Source organism: Escherichia sp. MOD1-EC5189 (assembly GCF_002966045.1).
Lineage (GTDB): Bacteria > Pseudomonadota > Gammaproteobacteria > Enterobacterales > Enterobacteriaceae > Escherichia > Escherichia coli_F.
Map to the genome: position 1 here is coordinate 1 of NZ_PTRX01000006.1, position 19,222 is coordinate 19,222.

General features: G+C 52.8%; 22 protein-coding genes and 1 pseudogene. 8 read left to right on the forward strand and 15 right to left on the reverse strand.

Annotation, left to right across the window (positions count from 1 at the left end):
- Both deaD and mtr read left to right on the forward strand, forming a co-directional pair.
- Positions 1–490 (forward strand): annotated as a pseudogene (deaD, locus tag ATB02_RS06455) (ATP-dependent RNA helicase DeaD); the annotation flags it as partial.
- Between the two features lie 153 nt (positions 491–643).
- Positions 644–1,888 carry a tryptophan permease gene (gene mtr / locus ATB02_RS06460; protein WP_000224337.1) on the forward strand — a complete coding sequence of 415 codons (1,245 nt, stop codon included), beginning with the start codon at positions 644–646 and terminating at the stop codon, positions 1,886–1,888.
- A gap of 117 nt (positions 1,889–2,005) precedes the next feature.
- On the opposite strand, the gene ATB02_RS06465 is transcribed toward mtr, so the two are convergent.
- The 3 genes from ATB02_RS06465 to ubiU form a co-directional block, all read right to left on the reverse strand.
- Positions 2,006–3,013, reverse strand: coding sequence for a luciferase-like monooxygenase (locus ATB02_RS06465; RefSeq protein ID WP_046081284.1), 1,008 nt, complete (start codon positions 3,011–3,013; stop codon positions 2,006–2,008).
- Positions 3,014–3,093: 80 nt separating this feature from the next.
- A complete protein-coding gene (locus tag ATB02_RS06470; RefSeq protein ID WP_001296442.1) occupies positions 3,094–3,972 on the reverse strand; it encodes a U32 family peptidase in 879 nt (292 codons plus the stop codon).
- Positions 3,973–3,980: 8 nt separating this feature from the next.
- Positions 3,981–4,976 carry a ubiquinone anaerobic biosynthesis protein UbiU gene (gene ubiU, locus ATB02_RS06475; protein ID WP_001309783.1) on the reverse strand — a complete coding sequence of 332 codons (996 nt, stop codon included), beginning with the start codon at positions 4,974–4,976 and terminating at the stop codon, positions 3,981–3,983.
- Positions 4,977–5,184: 208 nt separating this feature from the next.
- Here ubiU and ubiT point away from each other — a divergent pair, with 208 nt between their 5' ends.
- Complete coding sequence (ubiT, locus tag ATB02_RS06480) at positions 5,185–5,709, forward strand: ubiquinone anaerobic biosynthesis accessory factor UbiT (protein ID WP_001517154.1); 525 nt, start codon at positions 5,185–5,187, stop codon at positions 5,707–5,709.
- A complete protein-coding gene (locus ATB02_RS06485; protein ID WP_000908554.1) occupies positions 5,703–6,206 on the forward strand; it encodes a GNAT family N-acetyltransferase in 504 nt (167 codons plus the stop codon). The genes ubiT and ATB02_RS06485 overlap by 7 nt, the downstream gene beginning before the upstream one ends.
- On the opposite strand, the gene yhbQ is transcribed toward ATB02_RS06485, so the two are convergent.
- Complete coding sequence (gene yhbQ, locus ATB02_RS06490; RefSeq protein ID WP_105271274.1) at positions 6,193–6,495, reverse strand: DNA damage response exodeoxyribonuclease YhbQ; 303 nt, start codon at positions 6,493–6,495, stop codon at positions 6,193–6,195. The genes ATB02_RS06485 and yhbQ overlap by 14 nt on opposite strands.
- Before the next feature lie 50 nt (positions 6,496–6,545).
- On the opposite strand from yhbQ, the gene ATB02_RS06495 reads away from it, so the two are divergent.
- The gene (locus ATB02_RS06495) at positions 6,546–6,989 is read left to right on the forward strand and encodes a YhbP family protein (RefSeq protein ID WP_032303837.1); all 444 of its coding nucleotides are present in this window, start codon (positions 6,546–6,548) and stop codon (positions 6,987–6,989) included.
- On the opposite strand, the gene yhbO is transcribed toward ATB02_RS06495, so the two are convergent.
- Positions 6,969–7,487, reverse strand: coding sequence for a protein/nucleic acid deglycase (gene yhbO, locus ATB02_RS06500; protein WP_000037614.1), 519 nt, complete (start codon positions 7,485–7,487; stop codon positions 6,969–6,971). The two genes, ATB02_RS06495 and yhbO, sit on opposite strands and share 21 nt — an antisense overlap.
- A 127-nt stretch (positions 7,488–7,614) precedes the next feature.
- Between yhbO and ATB02_RS06505 the strand changes: the two genes are divergently transcribed.
- Positions 7,615–8,250 (forward strand): NAD(P)H-binding protein, encoded by a 636-nt coding sequence (locus ATB02_RS06505; RefSeq protein WP_001352912.1) that lies wholly within the window; start codon positions 7,615–7,617, stop codon positions 8,248–8,250.
- Positions 8,251–8,322: 72 nt separating this feature from the next.
- The gene (locus ATB02_RS06510; RefSeq protein ID WP_105271275.1) at positions 8,323–9,363 is read left to right on the forward strand and encodes a permease; all 1,041 of its coding nucleotides are present in this window, start codon (positions 8,323–8,325) and stop codon (positions 9,361–9,363) included.
- 203 nt (positions 9,364–9,566) lie between these two features.
- Here ATB02_RS06510 and dolP read toward each other — a convergent pair whose 3' ends face one another.
- Genes dolP through lpoA form a run of 4 tightly spaced genes read right to left on the reverse strand, consistent with a single transcriptional unit; the run spans position 9,567 to position 13,151 of the window.
- Positions 9,567–10,142: a division/outer membrane stress-associated lipid-binding lipoprotein gene (dolP, locus tag ATB02_RS06515; protein WP_000646033.1), complete on the reverse strand. Its 576-nt coding sequence runs from the start codon at positions 10,140–10,142 to the stop codon at positions 9,567–9,569.
- A 9-nt stretch (positions 10,143–10,151) separates the two neighbouring features.
- Complete coding sequence (gene diaA / locus ATB02_RS06520; protein ID WP_001158035.1) at positions 10,152–10,742, reverse strand: DnaA initiator-associating protein DiaA; 591 nt, start codon at positions 10,740–10,742, stop codon at positions 10,152–10,154.
- A 19-nt stretch (positions 10,743–10,761) separates the two neighbouring features.
- Entirely contained in the window at positions 10,762–11,157 is a 396-nt protein-coding gene (locus ATB02_RS06525) for a YraN family protein (RefSeq protein ID WP_000246844.1), read from the reverse strand.
- Positions 11,115–13,151 (reverse strand): penicillin-binding protein activator LpoA, encoded by a 2,037-nt coding sequence (gene lpoA, locus ATB02_RS06530; RefSeq protein ID WP_105271276.1) that lies wholly within the window; start codon positions 13,149–13,151, stop codon positions 11,115–11,117. Before lpoA ends, ATB02_RS06525 begins: the two co-directional genes overlap by 43 nt.
- Before the next feature lie 64 nt (positions 13,152–13,215).
- On the opposite strand from lpoA, the gene rsmI reads away from it, so the two are divergent.
- Positions 13,216–14,079 (forward strand): 16S rRNA (cytidine(1402)-2'-O)-methyltransferase, encoded by an 864-nt coding sequence (rsmI, locus tag ATB02_RS06535; protein ID WP_000809263.1) that lies wholly within the window; start codon positions 13,216–13,218, stop codon positions 14,077–14,079.
- Between the two features lie 49 nt (positions 14,080–14,128).
- Here rsmI and ATB02_RS06540 read toward each other — a convergent pair whose 3' ends face one another.
- From ATB02_RS06540 to ATB02_RS06565, 6 genes are all read right to left on the reverse strand, one after another.
- Complete coding sequence (locus ATB02_RS06540; protein WP_077782412.1) at positions 14,129–14,896, reverse strand: galactosamine-6-phosphate isomerase; 768 nt, start codon at positions 14,894–14,896, stop codon at positions 14,129–14,131.
- Entirely contained in the window at positions 14,897–15,688 is a 792-nt protein-coding gene (agaD, locus tag ATB02_RS06545; RefSeq protein ID WP_000534360.1) for a PTS galactosamine transporter subunit IID, read from the reverse strand.
- Positions 15,678–16,481, reverse strand: coding sequence for a PTS galactosamine transporter subunit IIC (gene agaC / locus ATB02_RS06550; protein WP_104919914.1), 804 nt, complete (start codon positions 16,479–16,481; stop codon positions 15,678–15,680). The genes agaD and agaC overlap by 11 nt, the downstream gene beginning before the upstream one ends.
- A 38-nt stretch (positions 16,482–16,519) precedes the next feature.
- A complete protein-coding gene (gene agaB, locus ATB02_RS06555) occupies positions 16,520–16,996 on the reverse strand; it encodes a PTS galactosamine transporter subunit IIB (protein WP_000098011.1) in 477 nt (158 codons plus the stop codon).
- Between the two features lie 166 nt (positions 16,997–17,162).
- Positions 17,163–18,023: a tagatose-bisphosphate aldolase subunit KbaY gene (gene kbaY / locus ATB02_RS06560; RefSeq protein ID WP_000022766.1), complete on the reverse strand. Its 861-nt coding sequence runs from the start codon at positions 18,021–18,023 to the stop codon at positions 17,163–17,165.
- A 12-nt stretch (positions 18,024–18,035) separates the two neighbouring features.
- Entirely contained in the window at positions 18,036–19,190 is a 1,155-nt protein-coding gene (locus ATB02_RS06565) for an AgaS family sugar isomerase (RefSeq protein ID WP_105271277.1), read from the reverse strand.
- Positions 19,191–19,222 lie beyond the last annotated feature (32 nt).

A 19,222-nucleotide genomic window follows, 5' to 3' on the forward strand; every position in this document is an offset into this window, starting at 1 on the left:
CCCGCGTGGCGACCGTGAAGATCGTCCGCGTCGTGAACGTCGTGATGTTGGCGATATGCAGCTGTACCGTATTGAAGTGGGCCGCGATGATGGTGTTGAAGTTCGTCATATCGTTGGCGCGATTGCTAACGAAGGCGACATCAGCAGCCGTTACATCGGTAACATCAAGCTGTTTGCTTCTCACTCCACCATCGAACTGCCGAAAGGTATGCCGGGTGAAGTGCTGCAACACTTTACGCGTACTCGCATTCTCAACAAGCCGATGAACATGCAGCTGCTGGGCGATGCACAGCCGCATACTGGTGGTGAGCGTCGTGGTGGTGGTCGTGGTTTCGGTGGCGAACGTCGTGAAGGCGGTCGTAACTTCAGCGGTGAACGCCGTGAAGGTGGTCGTGGTGATGGTCGTCGTTTTAGCGGCGAACGTCGTGAAGGCCGCGCACCGCGTCGTGATGACTCTACTGGTCGTCGTCGTTTCGGTGGTGATGCGTAATCAACGCTGAACAGCGAACACAATCTGTAAAATAATATATACAGCCCCGATTTTAACCATCGGGGCTTTTTTTCTGTCTTTTGTACTCGTGTACTGGTACAGTGCAATGCATAACAACGCAGTCGCACTATTTTTCACTGGAGAGAAGCCCTCATGGCAACACTAACCACCACCCAAACGTCACCGTCGCTGCTTGGCGGAGTGGTGATTATCGGCGGCACCATTATTGGCGCAGGGATGTTTTCTCTGCCAGTGGTCATGTCCGGTGCGTGGTTCTTCTGGTCAATGGCGGCGCTGATCTTTACCTGGTTTTGTATGCTGCATTCCGGCTTGATGATTCTGGAAGCTAACCTGAATTATCGAATCGGTTCGAGTTTTGACACCATAACCAAAGATTTGCTAGGCAAAGGCTGGAACGTGGTCAACGGCATTTCCATTGCCTTTGTGCTCTACATCCTGACTTACGCCTATATTTCTGCCAGCGGTTCGATTCTGCATCACACCTTCGCGGAGATGTCGCTGAATGTTCCGGCACGAGCTGCAGGTTTTGGTTTTGCGCTACTGGTGGCGTTTGTGGTGTGGTTGAGCACCAAAGCCGTAAGCCGGATGACGGCGATTGTGCTGGGGGCGAAAGTTATTACCTTCTTCCTCACTTTCGGCAGTTTGCTGGGGCATGTGCAGCCTGCGACATTGTTTAACGTCGCGGAAAGCAATGCGTCTTATGCACCGTATCTGTTGATGACCCTGCCGTTCTGTCTGGCCTCATTTGGTTATCACGGTAACGTGCCGAGCCTGATGAAGTATTACGGCAAAGATCCGAAAACTATCGTGAAATGCCTGGTCTACGGTACGCTGATGGCGCTGGCGCTGTATACCATCTGGTTGCTGGCGACGATGGGCAACATCCCTCGTCCGGAGTTTATCGGAATCGCCGAGAAGGGCGGTAATATTGATGTGCTGGTACAGGCGTTAAGCGGCGTGCTGAACAGCCGTAGTCTGGATCTGCTACTGGTCGTGTTCTCAAACTTTGCGGTAGCGAGTTCGTTCCTCGGCGTAACGCTGGGTTTGTTTGACTATCTGGCAGATCTGTTTGGTTTTGACGACTCTGCCCTAGGCCGCTTTAAAACGGCGTTGCTGACCTTTGCACCGCCTGTCGTGGGTGGCCTGCTGTTCCCGAACGGATTCCTGTACGCCATTGGTTATGCTGGCTTAGCGGCTACCATCTGGGCTGCAATTGTTCCGGCGCTGTTGGCCCGCGCATCGCGTAAACGCTTTGGCAGCCCGAAATTCCGTGTCTGGGGCGGCAAGCCGATGATTGCACTGATTCTGGTGTTTGGTGTTGGCAACGCACTGGTGCATATTTTATCGAGCTTTAATTTGCTGCCGGTGTATCAGTAATTAGCGGTGCCTTATCCGACATTTCTGCTGCCTACACAATGCCTGATGTGCTTCGCTTATCAGGCCTACGTAGGACAGCGTTGCCAGCTCGGATAAGGCTTCCCACGTTAAAACACACTATCCCAATAACTCTTCCTTAACATCCATCGCCAGCTCAAACGAATGCAGGCGCGCCTGGTGATCGAAAATCTGCCCGTTAACCATAATCTCATCCGCGTCGGTTTCGCGCAGGATCGACTGCAAACCATGACGCACTTTCGCTTTATCACCCACCAGCGACATACTCAGCGCCTGCTGCACGCCATACTGCTCAGACGGTGACCAGAACTGATCCATATTTTGAATCGGTGGCGGCAGTTGCCCGGTTTCACCGCGGCGCAGCTTCACAAAGGCTTGCTGCATTGAGGTAAACAGAAATTCAGCGTCGCGGTTGCTGTCGGCGGCGATAATATTGATGCACACCATCGCATACGGTTTTTCCAGTCGTGCCGACGGTTTGAAGTTGCTGCGATAAAGATGCAGCGCCTGGAACAGCATATCCGGCGCGAAGTGTGAGGCAAACGCAAACGGCAGACCAAGCTGCGCCGCCAGTTGCGCACTGTAAAGGCTGGAGCCTAACAACCACACGGGGATTTTCTCGCCATAGCCTGGTACCGGGCGCACATGCGGATTGGGATCGCGGGCGTCAAACCAGTCCACCAGCTCCGCGACATCGCGGGGGAAATTATCAATATCGCCGCTCATATGACGACGTAGAGCCATCATGGTTCGCTGGTCACTACCCGGAGCACGGCCCAGCCCCAAATCGATTCGCCCCGGATAGAGCGTATTGAGCGTGCCGAACTGTTCGGCGATCACCAACGGTGAGTGGTTTGGTAACATCACGCCGCCAGACCCCAGATGCAGCGTAGTGGTATTCGCCGCCAGATAGCCAATCAAAACTGATGTTGCAGCACTGGCAATACCGGTCATATTGTGGTGTTCTGCCAGCCAGTAGCGATGATAGCCGTGCTTTTCAGCCAGACGGGCGAGATCGAGAGAGTGGGAGAACGCTTCTCGCGCTGAAGAACCTTCGGGGATGGGGGCCAGATCGAGTAGCGAAAACGCAATGGTTTTATCAGTCATAACAGCTCACTTTGTTACCGATTAATCTTTAATACTGCATTAAAGGGTAGTTAAAGTTGTTAACAAAGTGAGCTATTTGCTTAGGCTTGCAGTTCCAGCCCAGCCAGCCGTCTCCAGTAGCCGTTACAGTCGCTGTTTGCCGTCAACGGGAGTGGTGCAGCACCATTTTCATTAGCGCGGAAGGCGTCGAGCATAGCGAAAGTGTCAGTACCCTGCGGTGACAGGCGGACCACATCAACCAGCCCCTGCATGGATGCCAGCTCGTTACCGAGGTTGTACACGTAGCCGCTCATGGTCTGAATGCCATTGAGCACAAACACTTGTTGGTTTTCCTGCGACAGCACGTTGCGCCCGTTCGGATACTTAATGCAGCAGGTTTCACACTCATCTTTTGGGCGGTCTTCCGAACGCGCGGTAAAGCAGCGGGCGGAGTAGGCCAGCGGCAGATGACCGTAGCTCAAGACTTCCACTTCAAACTGGTTGCGAATGCCCAGCTCATCGCACTGATTAAGCAGATTCACCAGCCAGTCGCGGGAAAGTTCCACCGGCATACACCAGCGCATCATTCCCTGTTTGAGCAATATTTTCAGCGTCACCGCGTTGTAGCAGTTCAGAGCGTGTCCGGCGACGAACGGCAGTTTGCGCTCAGCGCACATATTCACCACGCCGAGATCGCTGGCTTCAATCAGAAACTCACCGTTCTCAACATAGCGTTTCAGTTCGCCCAGTTCGGAGGATGCCTGCACCAGCGCCAGCGTGGAGAGCACAATCTGCTTGCCACTTCCGGCGAGCGATTTTGCCATCTCCAGCCAGTCGCCAACTTTGGTTGCCCGGCGTTTGCTACAGACCGCTTCACCGAGATAAATCACGTCTGCGCTGCTGGCGGCGGCCTGCTGATAAAAATCTTCCAGCGTCTCTTTTGGCCAGTACCACAGCACCGGCCCTAAGGAATATTTCATTACTTTTCTCACTGCCATTTACGGTGATACGCGCCAAGAGTGGTTTGTGTGCCTTCGGACATCGACCCGAGCGTCTCCATCCACGCGCTTTGCGGCACGAAGTTTTGCGGATCGGCCTTACAACGGTCGATAGCCTGACGCCAGACTTTCGCTACCTGGCTGACATACGCAGGGCTACGCTGGCGGCCTTCAATTTTCACCGAAGCGATATTCGCCGCCATTAACTCTGGCAGTAGCTCAAGGGTATTGAGACTGGTTGGTTCTTCCAGCGCATGATAGCGCTCGCCGTCCACCAGATAACGCCCTTTACACAGCGTCGGATAACCTGCGTTTTCGCCGTCCTGATAACGGTCGATCAGCACTTCGTTCAGGCGGGATTCCAGCCCCTGTGGCGTTTGCTGCCAGCGCACGAAACGGGCCGGAGAACATGCCCCCACGGTGTTGGGCGACTCACCCGTCAGATACGACGACAGATAGCAACGACCTTCCGACATAATGCACAGACTGCCGAAAGCGAACACTTCCAGCGGTACAGGCGTGACCCGCGCCAGTTGTTTCACCTGATGAATCGACAACACGCGCGGCAGCACCACGCGGGCAACGTCAAAATGGCGATGATAAAAGTGAATCGCCTCTTCATTGGTCGCCGAAGCCTGCACTGACACATGACGCTCAATATGCGGGTAACGCTCGGCGGCGTACTCCAGCATGGCGAGGTCGGCGAGAATCAGCGCGTCGGCACCCAGCTGCGCCGCCATATCCACGGCGCGCTGCCAGCGGGCGTAACCGTCCGGATGCGCAAAAGTGTTAATCGCGATGTGAAGTTTGCGGCGATGTTGATGGACAAAACTCACCGCTTCCTGCAATTTTTTCTCGGTAAAGTTAAGGCCGGCGAAGTGACGGGCATTGGTATCATCTTTTAGCCCGATATAAACAGCATCTGCGCCGTTTTCGATGGCCGCCTTAAGCGCCGGGAGATTTCCGGCAGGGCAGAGCAGCTCCATAATTTTTCCTGAAGGGTGCGCTATCAAAGCGCAAAAATGTTAACGAACTGGGATTTTAGTTAACCTTGCTGCGACAATTTTTGATTTAAGGCAGTTAAAGTTGTATTGGTGGTAGCAGCAATTTCATATGGAATTGTTGATTTATACCGCTATGTTATTTTTCTGATATGGCAAAATAGGATGATTGTTGAAACAGGGAGTAAAACTCGTGTTGGATAAACTGCGTTCCCGTATTGTGCATTTGGGGCCATCTCTGTTGAGTGTACCGGTAAAACTGACGCCATTTGCGCTAAAACGCCAGGTTCTTGAGCAGGTCTTAAGCTGGCAATTCCGTCAGGCGCTGGATGATGGCGAGCTGGAGTTTCTTGAAGGCCGCTGGTTAAGTATTCATGTGCGTGATATTGACCTGCAATGGTTTACCTCGGTGGTGAATGGCAAACTGGTCGTTAGCCAGAACGCGCAAGCTGATGTGAGTTTTAGTGCCGACGCCAGCGATCTGCTGATGATTGCGGCGCGTAAACAGGATCCGGACACGCTCTTCTTCCAGCGTCGGCTGGTGATTGAAGGCGATACGGAGCTGGGGTTATATGTGAAAAACCTGATGGACGCCATTGAACTGGAGCAAATGCCGAAAGCCTTACGCATGATGCTGCTGCAACTGGCGGATTTTGTTGAGGCGGGAATGAAAACCACGCCTGAAACCAAACAGACATCGGTAGGTGAACCATGCTAATTCGAGTAGAAATTCCAATTGATGCGCCGGGTATTGATGCCCTGCTGCGTCGTTCATTCGAAAGCGATGCGGAAGCGAAGCTGGTTCACGATCTGCGTGAAGATGGCTTTCTGACGCTGGGGCTGGTGGCGACAGATGACGAAGGTCAGGTCATTGGCTATGTGGCATTCAGTCCGGTTGATGTGCAGGGCGAAGACCTGCAATGGGTCGGCATGGCACCGCTGGCGGTAGATGAAAAATACCGTGGACAGGGACTGGCACGCCAACTGGTCTATGAAGGACTCGATTCGCTTAATGAGTTCGGCTATGCCGCAGTGGTGACGCTGGGCGATCCGGCGCTGTACAGCCGTTTCGGCTTTGAACTGGCGGCACATCACGATCTGCGTTGCCGCTGGCCGGGCACTGAAAGCGCCTTCCAGGTACATCGTTTAGCGGATGATGCGCTGAATGGCGTAACCGGTTTGGTTGAGTATCACGAACACTTCAATCGCTTTTAATCTTTGGGGTTTGCAGGCTGCTCAACAGTTCTGCAAACCCTGCGCCTTCTGCTACCAGACGCTCTTTTTGCCGTTTGGTCAGTTGCTTGATGCGATATTCCATCCGTAACGCCAGCGAGCGGTCGCCCACTGGCGCGGAAAACGCCAGCGTCAGTTCTCCTTTCCCGCGCAGTGCTTTCGCCCCTTTTCCGCTTTGGTGCTGCTGATAGCGGCGTTCAACATCCGTGGTGATCCCGGTATAAAGCTTATTGTCGGCGGTACGGATCAAGTAAAGAAACCAGGGTGTCATCGTCTGCGTCACATGTTAAGGTCAGGCCCACAGTATAAAAGAGAACAGCTATGGAAACACTCACCGCCATCAGCCGTTGGCTGGCAAAACAACATGTTGTCACCTGGTGTGTGCAGCAGGAAGGGGAATTGTGGTGCGCCAATGCCTTTTATCTTTTTGATGCACAGAAAGTTGCCTTCTACATTTTGACGGAGGAAAAAACGCGTCACGCGCAGATGAGTGGGCCGCAGGCGGCAGTTGCTGGAACGGTAAACGGTCAGCCGAAAACGGTAGCGTTAATTCGCGGCGTGCAGTTTAAAGGTGAGATCCGCAGACTGGAAGGTGAGGAAAGCGACTTTGCGCGCAAGGCGTATAATCGTCGCTTTCCGGTTGCCAGAATGCTGTCGGCGCCGGTGTGGGAAATCCGGCTTGATGAAATCAAATTCACTGACAACACGCTGGGCTTTGGTAAAAAAATGATTTGGCTACGTAGCTCAGGCACCGAGCAGGCGTAACGCCTCGCGGTTAAACGCGGGCAAATCGTCCGGTGTCCGACTGGTAACCAGCTGATCTTTATCGACCACCACTTCCTGATCGTAAAATTCCGCGCCCGCGTTTTTAACATCAATCACAATCGGTTTAACGGCGGTCAGTTTGCGCCCCCGAATCACATCGGCGCTGATCAGCAGCTGCGGACCGTGGCAAATGGCAAACACCGGTTTGCCACTATTCACAAAATCACGGGTAAAGGTGACAAAACGGTTGTCGCCACGCAGATAATCCGGTGAATGGCCGCCCGGTAGCAGCAGGGCATCAAACTCGGCTGGCGTCACTTCATCGATGGATTTATCGATGGTCACGCTGGCTTCTCCTTTTTTCCCTTTCACCGTTTTACCCGCTTGTTTTTCAATGGTAATCACTTCGTGTCCGGCTTTACGGAACTCGTCTGCGGGTGAAGTAAATTCTGAATCCTCAAATTCATCAGTGATTAAAACGGCAATTTTCTTACTCATGCTTCCTCCGCGTTGTTGCATTGGATGAGGCGAATTTCTCACAATCGGGGATAATTACCTCATGGTCTATTAAGCCTGGTGCATGAGCCGGGGAGCGCAAGGCAGACAATTCTGTAAAGGAGCGAAGATGAGTCAGGTACTGATTACAGGCGCAACGGGGCTGGTGGGCGGTCACCTGCTGCGGATGTTGATTAACGAACCGAAAGTTAACGCTATTGCTGCACCGACGCGACGTCCGTTGGGAGATATGCCAGGAGTGTTCAATCCCCATGATCCGCAACTGACCGACGCGCTGGCACAGGTCACCGATCCCATCGACATTGTGTTTTGTTGTCTCGGCACCACGCGGCGGGAAGCGGGGAGCAAAGAAGCGTTTATTCATGCCGATTACACGCTGGTTGTGGATACCGCATTAACCGGACGGCGACTGGGTGCTCAGCATATGCTGGTAGTCAGTGCTATGGGGGCCAATCCCCACTCGCCGTTTTTCTATAACCGCGTCAAAGGGGAGATGGAAGAAGCGTTAATCGCCCAGAACTGGCCGAAACTGACCATTGCCCGTCCGTCGATGTTGCTGGGCGATCGCAGCAAGCAGCGGATGAACGAAACGCTTTTTGCACCGTTGTTTCGTCTGCTACCGGGTAACTGGAAATCCATTGATGCGCGAGACGTGGCGCGGGTCATGCTGGCAGAGGCGATGCGGCCTGAGCATGAAGGTGTGACTATTTTAAGCTCTTCAGAATTACGCAAAAGAGCTGAATAATTATTCCCAAGAATTGATAGTGAGCGTAATATTCACGCGCTCAATTATCATAACTTATTCCTGGGGAATGCTATGACTGGTCAGTCTTCATCTCAGGCGGCAACGCCCATTCAGTGGTGGAAACCCGCGCTTTTCTTTCTCGTTGTCATTGCTGGTCTCTGGTATGTGAAATGGCAACCTTACTACGGCAAAGCGTTTACTGCTGCCGAAACCCACAGTATCGGTAAGTCTATCCTTGCGCAGGCGGATGCTAATCCGTGGCAGGCGGCGTTGGATTACGCGATGATCTATTTCCTCGCGGTATGGAAAGCGGCGGTGCTGGGGGTGATACTCGGTTCGTTGATTCAGGTGCTGATCCCGCGTGACTGGTTATTGCGTACGCTTGGGCAATCGCGCTTTCGCGGCACGCTGCTGGGAACGCTGTTTTCGCTGCCGGGCATGATGTGTACCTGCTGTGCGGCTCCGGTCGCGGCGGGAATGCGTCGCCAACAGGTGTCGATGGGCGGTGCGCTGGCATTCTGGATGGGGAATCCGTTGTTAAACCCGGCGACGCTGGTGTTTATGGGGTTTGTCCTCGGCTGGGGCTTTGCCGCGATTCGTCTGGTGGCGGGGCTGGTGATGGTGTTGCTGATTGCGACGCTGGTGCAAAAATGGGTGCGTGAAACACCGCAAACACAGGCACCGGTCGAAATTGACATGCCGGAAGTGCAGGGCGGATTTTTTAGCCGCTGGGGCAGGGCGCTATGGACGCTTTTCTGGAGTACGATCCCGGTTTATATCCTGGCGGTGCTGGCGTTGGGTGCCGCACGCGTCTGGTTATTCCCCCATGCCGATGGTGCTGTCGATAACAGCCTGATGTGGGTGATTGCGATGGCGGTAGCGGGATGCTTGTTTGTCATTCCCACGGCAGCAGAAATTCCGATTGTACAAACGATGATGCTGGCAGGTATGGGAAGCGCTCCGGCGCTGGCATTGTTGATGACGCTTCCTGCTGTAAGTTTGCCGTCGCTGATAATGTTACGTAAAGCGTTCCCGGCGAAAGCCTTATGGCTGACGGGGGCGATGGTGGCGGTGTCTGGTGTGATTGTCGGCGGGCTGGCGCTGTTGTTCTGATTTGAGGGAAAACATGTCGGATGCGGCGTAAACGCCTTATCCGACCTACGGTTTGCATCGTTGCAGGCCTGATAAGACGCGGCAAGCGTCGCATCAGGCAACGGCAGTCGGATGCGGCGCAGGCGCCTTATTCGACCTACGGTTTGTGTCGTGTAGGCCTGATAAGACGCGGCAAGCGTCGCATCAGGCATTACAAGGCGTTGTTATTTAATGAACGTAAACGCCGTGGTTACCCGCTTCACGCCGCTTACCCGGCTGGCAATATCTGCCGCCGCTTTCGCTTCACGTTCAGTCACTAGTCCCATCAGGAACACTTCACCGTTTTCGGTGGTCACTTTCACGTTGGACGATTTCACCAGGTCGCTGGTTAAGAGCTGCGAACGCACTTTGGTGGTGATCCACGTATCGTTAGACGCTTCGCCCAGACCAATCGGCTGGCCCTGACGAATCTCGTTATACACTTCGTTGGCACCGTCTACGCCCATAGCAATCTGTTTGGCGCGAGCCGAAAGTTCAGCATTTGGTGACTGCCCAACCAGCAGCACTTTGCCCTGATAGGCCGTGACATTAATGCGTGCTTCTTTCTTGATTTGTTCGTCTTTCGACAATGCGCTGTTCACGCGCACTTCCAGGGTTCCATCATCCACCTGGGTGCCGACACTGCGTGGGTCAGTTGCGGCTTTTGTACCCACAGCCGCGGTGCCCACTACGGCGGCAGCAACGCAACCTTGCAACAGCAGTGCGGAAATAAGGACTGCGATTGGCGATAATGCCTTCATGTATTCTCCTTAAACATCCTGGTGAGGGAAAAGCGTGTTATCGATCAGATCGCACAAGCAATTTACCGTCAGCATATGCATTTCCTGAATGCGAGCACTACGATGCGAAGGAATGCGGATCTCCACATCCTGTGGCCCTAACAACCCTGCAAGTTCACCGCCGTCATAGCCAGTCAATGCCACAATGGTCATATCACGCGTAACAGCAGCTTCTACTGCTTTTACGATATCGCGGCTGTTGCCACGGGTGGAAATGGCTAACAACACATCTCCCGCATGCCCCAGCGCCCGCACTTGTTTTGCATACACTTCATCATGTAAGCGATCGTTGGCAATCGCCGTTAAGACAACATTATCAGTATTTAGTGCAATGGCAGGTAAGCTGGGCCGCTCCGTTTCGAATCGGTTGATCATGCTGGCAGCAAAATGCTGTGCGTTGGCAGCGGAAGTTCCATTACCACAACAGAGGATTTTGTTGCCATTGAGCAGAGACTGAACCAGCGTCATGGCTGCACGGGAGATGGCATCCGGAAGCGCCTCTGCTGCCGCAATTTGAGTTTGAATGCTTTCAGTGAAGCAAGCTTTAATTCGTTCTTGCACGCTAATCCTTAAACCTTAATTATGAGTGGTCATTAAAGGCATCCTTAATCCACTCAACTTCATTCCCGGTGAAGGCTACCACATCGAACCGGCAATCCACAGTATCAAAACTCCCATTATGACGCGCGAGCCACAAGCGGGCAGTCTGTAATAATTTGTGTTGTTTGCTGCGGGTCACACTGGCTGCCGCACCACCGTAAAGGGCTGAGCGGCGGTAACGCACCTCGACAAAAACGGTGGTCCTGCCTTCACGCATTATCAGATCGATCTCGCCGCCACGCTCGTTCACGTTAGCGGCGACAAACCGCAGTCCTTTGCTCTCCAGCCAGCGACGCGCTTGTGCCTCCCACGCATCGCCGGTCTGTTTAGTGGTTAACTGGCGGGGACTACCTGACCTTGTTGGTACTGTAGCCATGATAACTTCCTGTTAATTACGCAATCCGGGTTAGCCGTCAGACTTCCGGTATTACCGTTGATTTCGAAACCCTGAACCTGGCGCATTTGTGAGAAATGATTTGCCAACGACCAGGCATCAACGCCCATCGCATACATGCGAGCCAGCGAATAATCGTTATTCACCGCACTGAGCGCCTGCTGCATTAATGGCAGATTACCGCCCGCCAGCATCGGGATTTCGCTATATTGCAAACCTTCCATTTCCAGACGGAAATCCGGACCCGCGGTGCCTTGTGCGCTTCGGGAGCTTGCGTACAGCGTTGCACCGCTCTGGCTACCGTTACGCATGGCGATCATCGGTTTGATAAAAGCGATTTCGCCCGGCGTTGCCACAATGTACACCGCATCGACACGGCCGCCATTATTGGTGAACTGGTCATCGGTTGGCGTGGTTTGCAGCGTTGGATTGTTGGTCGTTATGCCTGAGTCGGTTGTCGCTCTGGGAGTAATCGGGCTACCCGTTAAAGCGATACCCGAACCGCCGTTAACACCCGCGCGTAATTCGCTGGTGGAACCAAATTTTTGTTGCAGAACGGTGCCGCCGCCCAGTTTCTGCCACTCTTGCGCAAACGCATTGGCTACGCGATCGCCCAGCGAACTGCGAGGGATCAGCACCAGTGGCGCTTGTTTACCCTGGTCACGAATATGACGCGCTGCATCGCGCGCTTCGTCTTCCGGTGAAAGCGCGAAGTAACAAATATTGACGCGGTTTTCGATATTTTCCGGCTGGTTCAGTGCCAGCACGTTCAGCGGGGTGTTGCTTTTCAGTAACTCTTCAACGTTATTTTTCAGCAACGGACCGACCACAATACTCGCGCCATCCTGCTGAACCTGGTTGAGGATCTGGCTAAGCGGTTGTGATGAGGTATCATAAATTTTCAGCTCTGCGGATGGATTCGCGGGGGCGCTTACCGCCGCAGTGCTTGCCGCCGGGGCGCTTACAGGCACTGGTTGAGCCGCGGTTTCTTCGCCTGTCAGATCGCTAACCGAGGCTTGTGCCGGGCTGGCAACGCCGTCAACAGTTTGCTGCTGGGGTTGTTCTGCAACGTCTGCAATTGGTGCGGCAGTTGCCTGTGCCGCCACTGGCTGAGTGCCGATATTTTTCGCCGCTTCAAAGCCTTGCTGAATAGTGCGGCCAAATACTGCGGCCTGACCATTCAACGGCAATAACAGGGCTATTTTGTTGGTTGACGCTGGTTTAAATGCTTTTACGTTTACCAACTGCGTAGGCAGCATTTTCGCGCCCGGGTTGTTCGGATAACGTTTCTGCCAGTCGGCGATCCCAGCTTTCATCATGTCGGGATCGTTACGGTTATCAAACCAGACGCGCTGCAGATCCAGCCAGCCTTGCAGAATATTTTCGTCGGCGTTGATCACCAGCGTATTCGCCTGGTCCTGAGTCATGGAGGAGAGTGCCTGCCATGTAGCATCAATATTCTGTTGCTTTTCTTTCGCGCCGAGCAGGGGTTCCTGAGCAATTAAGGCGCGCAGTAAATCAATGGAAGGACGCCCCTGACTGGCATCGATTTTTGCCTGCCAGTAACGCGCCTGCTGGTATTGATCTAAATCGGCAGGTGTGATTTTCGCCAGCAGGGTTTGTGCGCCAGCAAAATCTTTCTGCGCCAGCTTAATTTCTACTGCCAGAAGAGTTTTCTCGCGACGCTGGTAATCGTCCAGTTCCTGCGGCAGTTGGTTAAACAGCTCCACCGCCTGCCCGGTTTTACCTTCTTTCACCAGTGCACGAATGGCGAGTAATTGCCAGTTGATCCTGGTATCATCAGCGCTTTGCTGCATCTGCTGAAGATAAAAGGCAGAATCAGCCTGCGCCGTGCCCTGCATATAGGCAGTGGACTGATCGGGAGTATGGGTGCCACAACCGGCGAAAATCAGGGCTGCCAGAACAACCGGCAGACAACGCGCGGCTTTCAAACGAGAAAATGTTGAGGGTACCATAATGTATCCAGTGATATTTTTTTTACGCAATGCTCAATATTAAATCGGCAATACGGACGACACAATGAAACAACACCAATCGGCGGATAATTCTCAGGGCCAGCTTTACATTGTACCGACGCCAATCGGCAATCTGGCGGATATCACCCAGCGTGCGTTGGAGGTATTACAGGCCGTTGATCTGATTGCCGCCGAGGATACGCGTCACACCGGTTTATTGCTGCAACATTTTGGGATTAATGCTCGGTTGTTTGCGCTGCACGACCATAACGAACAACAAAAAGCCGAAACGCTGCTGGCGAAGCTGCAAGAGGGGCAAAACATTGCGCTGGTTTCCGATGCCGGAACGCCGCTAATTAACGATCCTGGCTACCATCTGGTGCGTACCTGCCGGGAAGCGGGCATTCGCGTGGTGCCGCTACCTGGACCGTGTGCTGCTATCACTGCATTAAGTGCTGCGGGTTTACCATCCGATCGTTTTTGTTATGAAGGCTTTTTACCTGCCAAATCAAAAGGCCGTCGTGATGCGCTAAAAGCCATTGAAGCGGAGCCGCGTACGCTGATTTTTTATGAATCCACCCACCGTCTGTTAGATAGCCTGGAAGATATCGTTGCTGTGCTGGGTGAGTCCCGTTACGTGGTGCTGGCGCGTGAGCTGACCAAAACCTGGGAAACCATTCACGGCGCGCCCGTTGGCGAGCTGCTGGCGTGGGTAAAAGAAGATGAAAACCGTCGCAAAGGCGAAATGGTGCTGATTGTTGAAGGCCATAAAGCGCAGGAAGAAGACTTACCCGCCGATGCCCTGCGCACGCTGGCGTTGTTACAGGCTGAGCTTCCGCTGAAGAAAGCGGCGGCGCTGGCGGCAGAGATTCACGGCGTGAAAAAAAACGCGCTGTATAAGTATGCGCTGGAACAGCAGGGGGAGTGATTACAGGCGTCGCAGCAAGAATAGAGCTGCAACGCCTACACCGGGCGATTTAACGACGACACATCTCATCAATCATGCATGTGAAATAGTTATGCAGCCATAAAAACGAAGCCGGGATAGCGGTAGAGACTTTAGCCGTGAGAAAACGTTCTGTCGCATCCTGCTTTCCTTCGCCAGTCACCAGTAGCAAAACTTCGCGGGTATTGAGAATATCCTTCAGGCCTAAGGTGATCCCACGAGTCACGGGGCGACCCGCGGTTTTTAACATCTCATGTTGCTGTGTTCTGGCATCAAGTTGACTGATATGGCAGGCCGGTTGCAGGCTTTCTCCCGGTTCGTTCAGCCCAAGATGGCCGTTTTTTCCCAATCCGAGAACGCATAAATCCAGACCGCCTTTGCGCGCAATCAGGTTCGTTACCCGTTCGCACTCTGTCTCATTTATCTCTTCAGAGCGAAAGCTGATGAGCTGGTCTTCACGTAGCCCCAGCGGCTGCACGATATGCTGTTGAAGGAAAGTTTCGCAGGTGCCAGGCATTGTTAATGGCAGATCCACCCATTCGTCGAGCTTCACGAAGGTGAGTTGGCTGACATCAACCTGCTGCTGGTGGATTTTTTCTACCAGATAATGATACGTCAGTAATGGTGTGGCTCCGGTCGCCAGGCAAATCACGGCATCCGGTTTGCTACGGATCACGGCCAATAAATATTCGCTGGCACGTTCACTTAACGCCGTATAGTTTTCAACTTGTTGAAGGGTTTGCACAGGATGAAATTCCTTTAGTAAAGAGGCACCACCAGACGCAGTGCCTCGTTCCATTTACAAAATGCCGAATGCGGAACAAACAATAGAGAGCACAAAAGTCACGCCGATTAACAGCACCGGATGCGCTTTTTTCACCCGCAGGAAGTAATACATCAACAGGGTGTAGGCCATCGGTAAAATGTTCGGGAAGACTTTATCGAAGAAATCCTGCTGCAGCGCGACGCTGTGGGTACTGTCGATGGCAAACGATGTCACCACGTTAATATGCACATACGAAGCGATCAGCCCGCCGATTACCGTGATCCCGAGGATGGTTGCCGAACGAGCAATCATCTGCGAGTTCTCTCGCACTTTATCGATCGCCTTCACGCCGACTGAATAACCGACGTGGGTCCAGCCGACGCGCAGGAAGAAGATAAGCAGGTAAACGGCGAAAAATAGAATCGGCCCCAGCAAGTTTCCCTGGCTGGCAAATGATGAGCAAATTCCCGCCATAATCGGCAATAAGGTAAACCAGAAAATCGCATCGCCAATCCCGGCGATTGGGCCAAACAGTGCCACTTTGAGGCCTTTAATGGTGTCGCGGTTTTCTCCTTTTTCTTCCATCGAAATTAATAACCCCATCAGGAATCCGACCAGATTCGGGTGGGTATTAATAAATTCGAGGTTATCTTTCATCGCCGCGCTTAGGCCCGGTTTGTCGTCCTTATAAATCTTTTTCAGGAGTGGCAACATCGCCCAGGTAAAACCGCCCGCCTGCATCCTTTCGTAGTTAAAGCTCGCTTGCAGGAGTGACGAACGAAAGCCCAGACGGGTGATATCTTTTTTACTGATTTCAGATCCCATTGCTGTAGTCCTCTTCTTCATTTTTACTGGCAACGGGCTGCGGTTGCGCTTGCTGCCGGGATTTCGCATTGAAAAACTCATACACCGCAAAGCCTGCACCCAGTACGGCAACTGGCAACAGGTTGCTGACCTGGATGTAGCAAACAAACAGGAAACCGGCGATCAGGTAAGGGATATATTGCGCTTTGAACATTACGCGTAGCAGCAAGCCAAAACCAACGGCAGGCAGAATACCGCCAGCGACTTCAAAGCCGTGGGTCAGCCAGGCGGGCATCGCTTTCACCAGCGCCTGCATCGCCCCCTGTGCCAGGTAAGTACAGAGGAAAGCAATCACCGCGTACGCTGAAGCGACGATGAGCATCGTTGTCCAGTTAAGTCGGGAAAACGCTGCCGTATCCGCATCTTTCGCGCATTTATCGGCTTTGGTCATAAATAATGAGAAAGCGGAATAGAAGAACAGAATGACGTACTGCATTAACAAACTAAACGGCAGGCCAAGACCAATTGCCGTTTTGGCATCAACGCCCGTAGACCACGCAATGACGGTAGTCATCAGACCCGCCATAATCGGGTTGGGCGGCTGAACACCACCGGCAGGGGTTAATCCGGCGAAAGCCAGCTCAGTCAGACCACCGGTAATTAAGCCAGTCTGAATATCACCGAGAATAGCGCCAGTTAGGGTACAAACGATTATCGGGCGGAATAAAAATAAGGCTTCCAGCCAAAAATCAATCCCCAGAACGAAAACTAACGCCGCCAGGGATAATCCCTGAATTAGGGTTATTTCATGCATTTTTATTACCTCAAACCAGTATTAAGGCGATTTTAAATTTAGTCAGGGATTTGTTCTTTTTGATCGCCGGGGACGTCCTGAATAAAAATATTCACACCGCGTTGTTTAATAAAGCGTAAGTCCGCGAGATCTTGATCGTCGATATAAACTTTACTGCTGATTTGCTTTTTACCTTCCGAGAAATGCATATTGCCGACGTTGACATCTTTCAGGTCAATGCCACCTTCTATCAATTTACGTACCGTTTGTGGCGTGCGGCAAATCAGGAAGATCTTCTGATGCGGTGCAGCTTTGCCGATGACGTTAATGGTTTTTTCGATAGTAAAGAAACGAATGCCAAAGCCGTAGGTTTCCGCGGTAATACCCATTAATTTTTGTTGAATATCATCGTTAGCGACAACATCATCCACGACTACCAGCAGATTTGCACCGATGGTAGATGTCCAGGTCACACCAACCTGACCGTGAACCAGACGGTTATCAATACGGGTTAAGAGAATATTTGGACTGCTCATTGTGTAATCCTCACCATAAAGTTGAATAATATAATTTTTTTAAATATATTATTGTTGCGATATTTTACTGATGTATTTATTAAGGTTTAGTTATCTCCTTTACCATTAAGGCACTCCCCGATATTAATCGGGAAGTACATTGGGATAAATCATAAAAAACTAATGATTATGCTGAAATTCGATTTGCTGAACCACAGACATTAATTTTATTTCTGACAACTTCTTTCATCGCATCCATACCGACGCGCATATAATAACGAGGATCATTACCCTGCGGATTTTCCGCAAACCAGGCTTTAACCGCGCCAGCGAAGGCTATTTTTAATTCTGTGGCAACGTTCACTTTTGTGACGCCAAGTTCAATAGTGCGACGGACAAATTCATCCGGGACATCGCTGGCACCATGCAGCACCAGAGGAACATCCACCACTTCACGAATTTCCGCCAGTCGCTGGAAATCAATCTTCGGCGTTTTGCTGTATAAGCCGTGCGCCGTACCAATCGCTACCGCCAGGCTGTCGACGCCAGTCAGTTCGACAAAGCGTTTAGCTTCTTGTGGATCGGTCAGGAATGCACTTTCGGCGTCAACGCTCATGTCATCTTCAACACCGCCCAGGCGGCCCAGTTCTGCTTCCACGCTGCAATCCTGTGAGTGGCAGAAGTCGACAACCGATTTCACCAGCTTCACGTTCTCAGCAAACGGGAAGTGACTGCCGTCGATCATCGCACTGCGCACGCCTGCGTGGACTTTACGGCGAATATCATCGAGTGATTCGTGGTGGTCGAGATGCAGCGCCAGTGGCATGTTGTAGGTTGTGGAATAGGCGCTACACAGGGCGTAGATCTCTTCCAGCGCGATATGTTTAAAGGTCCCCGGCGTTCCGGCGAGGATCACCGGCGATCGCATTTCACTGCACACTTCGAGGATCGCCTGGATCGTCTCGGCGTTATGAATGTTAAAAGCAGGCACCGCGTAGCCATTGGCCTGGGCGTCCTGTAACAGATATTTGGTGGAGATAATGCTCATAATGCGATCCTCTTATGCCTGCCACGGATGAATGATTACGCCTTGCACCACACGGTTAACGGTGCCGCTGGCTGATGGGGTATCCGGCGTATTGCCCATGTGCAGCGACTGCATCAGTGCAAACGTCTGGGCGTACATCAGGAAGCAAAATGCCTGCTCAACGTCGATAAAGTGACGTGACGGCGGCAGGATGATATGTGGACCGGCGGTAATAACGTCGTTGCCTTCCGCGGCGATGGCGATTACGCGCATTGCCTGGTTGTCACGGCGGAGTTCTGCCAGCAGATCAAGATCATACTGACGCGTATAGGGGTGGCTGGAGACAAACACCACCACCAGCGTTTCGTTATCGACCAGCGATTTCGGGCCATGACGGAATCCGGTCGGGGAATCATAAAAGGCCGCCAGTTTACCCGCCGTCAGTTCCAGTACTTTCAGCGCCGACTCGCGTGCTGCGCCCTGTAAGCCACCGCTGCCGAGATAAACGATCCGTTTCCACGGTGCGTAACCAAACACACCTTCGCTGAAATCGCCCAGTGAGGTCAGGATCGCCTGGCAACGATCCGCTACGTCGCGGAAGGTCTGGCTATTGATTGTCTCAGGTGCGAAAACCGCGAGGCAGCTGGCCATCATAGTGGTAATGCTGCTTGTCATCGCAAAGCCGCGATCGTGCGTTTCTGCGGGCATCAGCAGGGCAAACGCGTTGTCGCTGTTGATCGCGTTTTGGTAAAGAGCGCCCGCTTCGTTGCATGTGATCGGCAGGTGATAGCATTCCGGTACAAACTGATTCGCCAGTTCCACGGCGGCGACGCTTTCCGGGCTGTTGCCGGATCGACCGAAGGAGATCAACAGCAGTGGATGCGCTGGGTTCAGGTATTCCATTGGATTGGTGACCAGATCGGTGGTCGGTACGGCGCTGACGTTTTTGCCGGTATGGCTGGCAAGCCACGGCGCGATGATGTCACCGATAAATGCCGAGGTTCCGGCTCCGGTCAGGATGATCCGCAGATTCTCTTTGCGCAGTAACGGTTCAAGGAAGTTATTGAGCGCTGTACGTAACGCGTCGATGTTGGTGAGTGAACGGATCCATGCGCGAGGCTGATGGCGGATCTCTTCTTCAGTCCATGTGCCGGTGGTGGCGGCCGCTGGGGTGTAATTTTCTGGCATAACTCAATCCTTAGTCTGATGAACTTGACTTC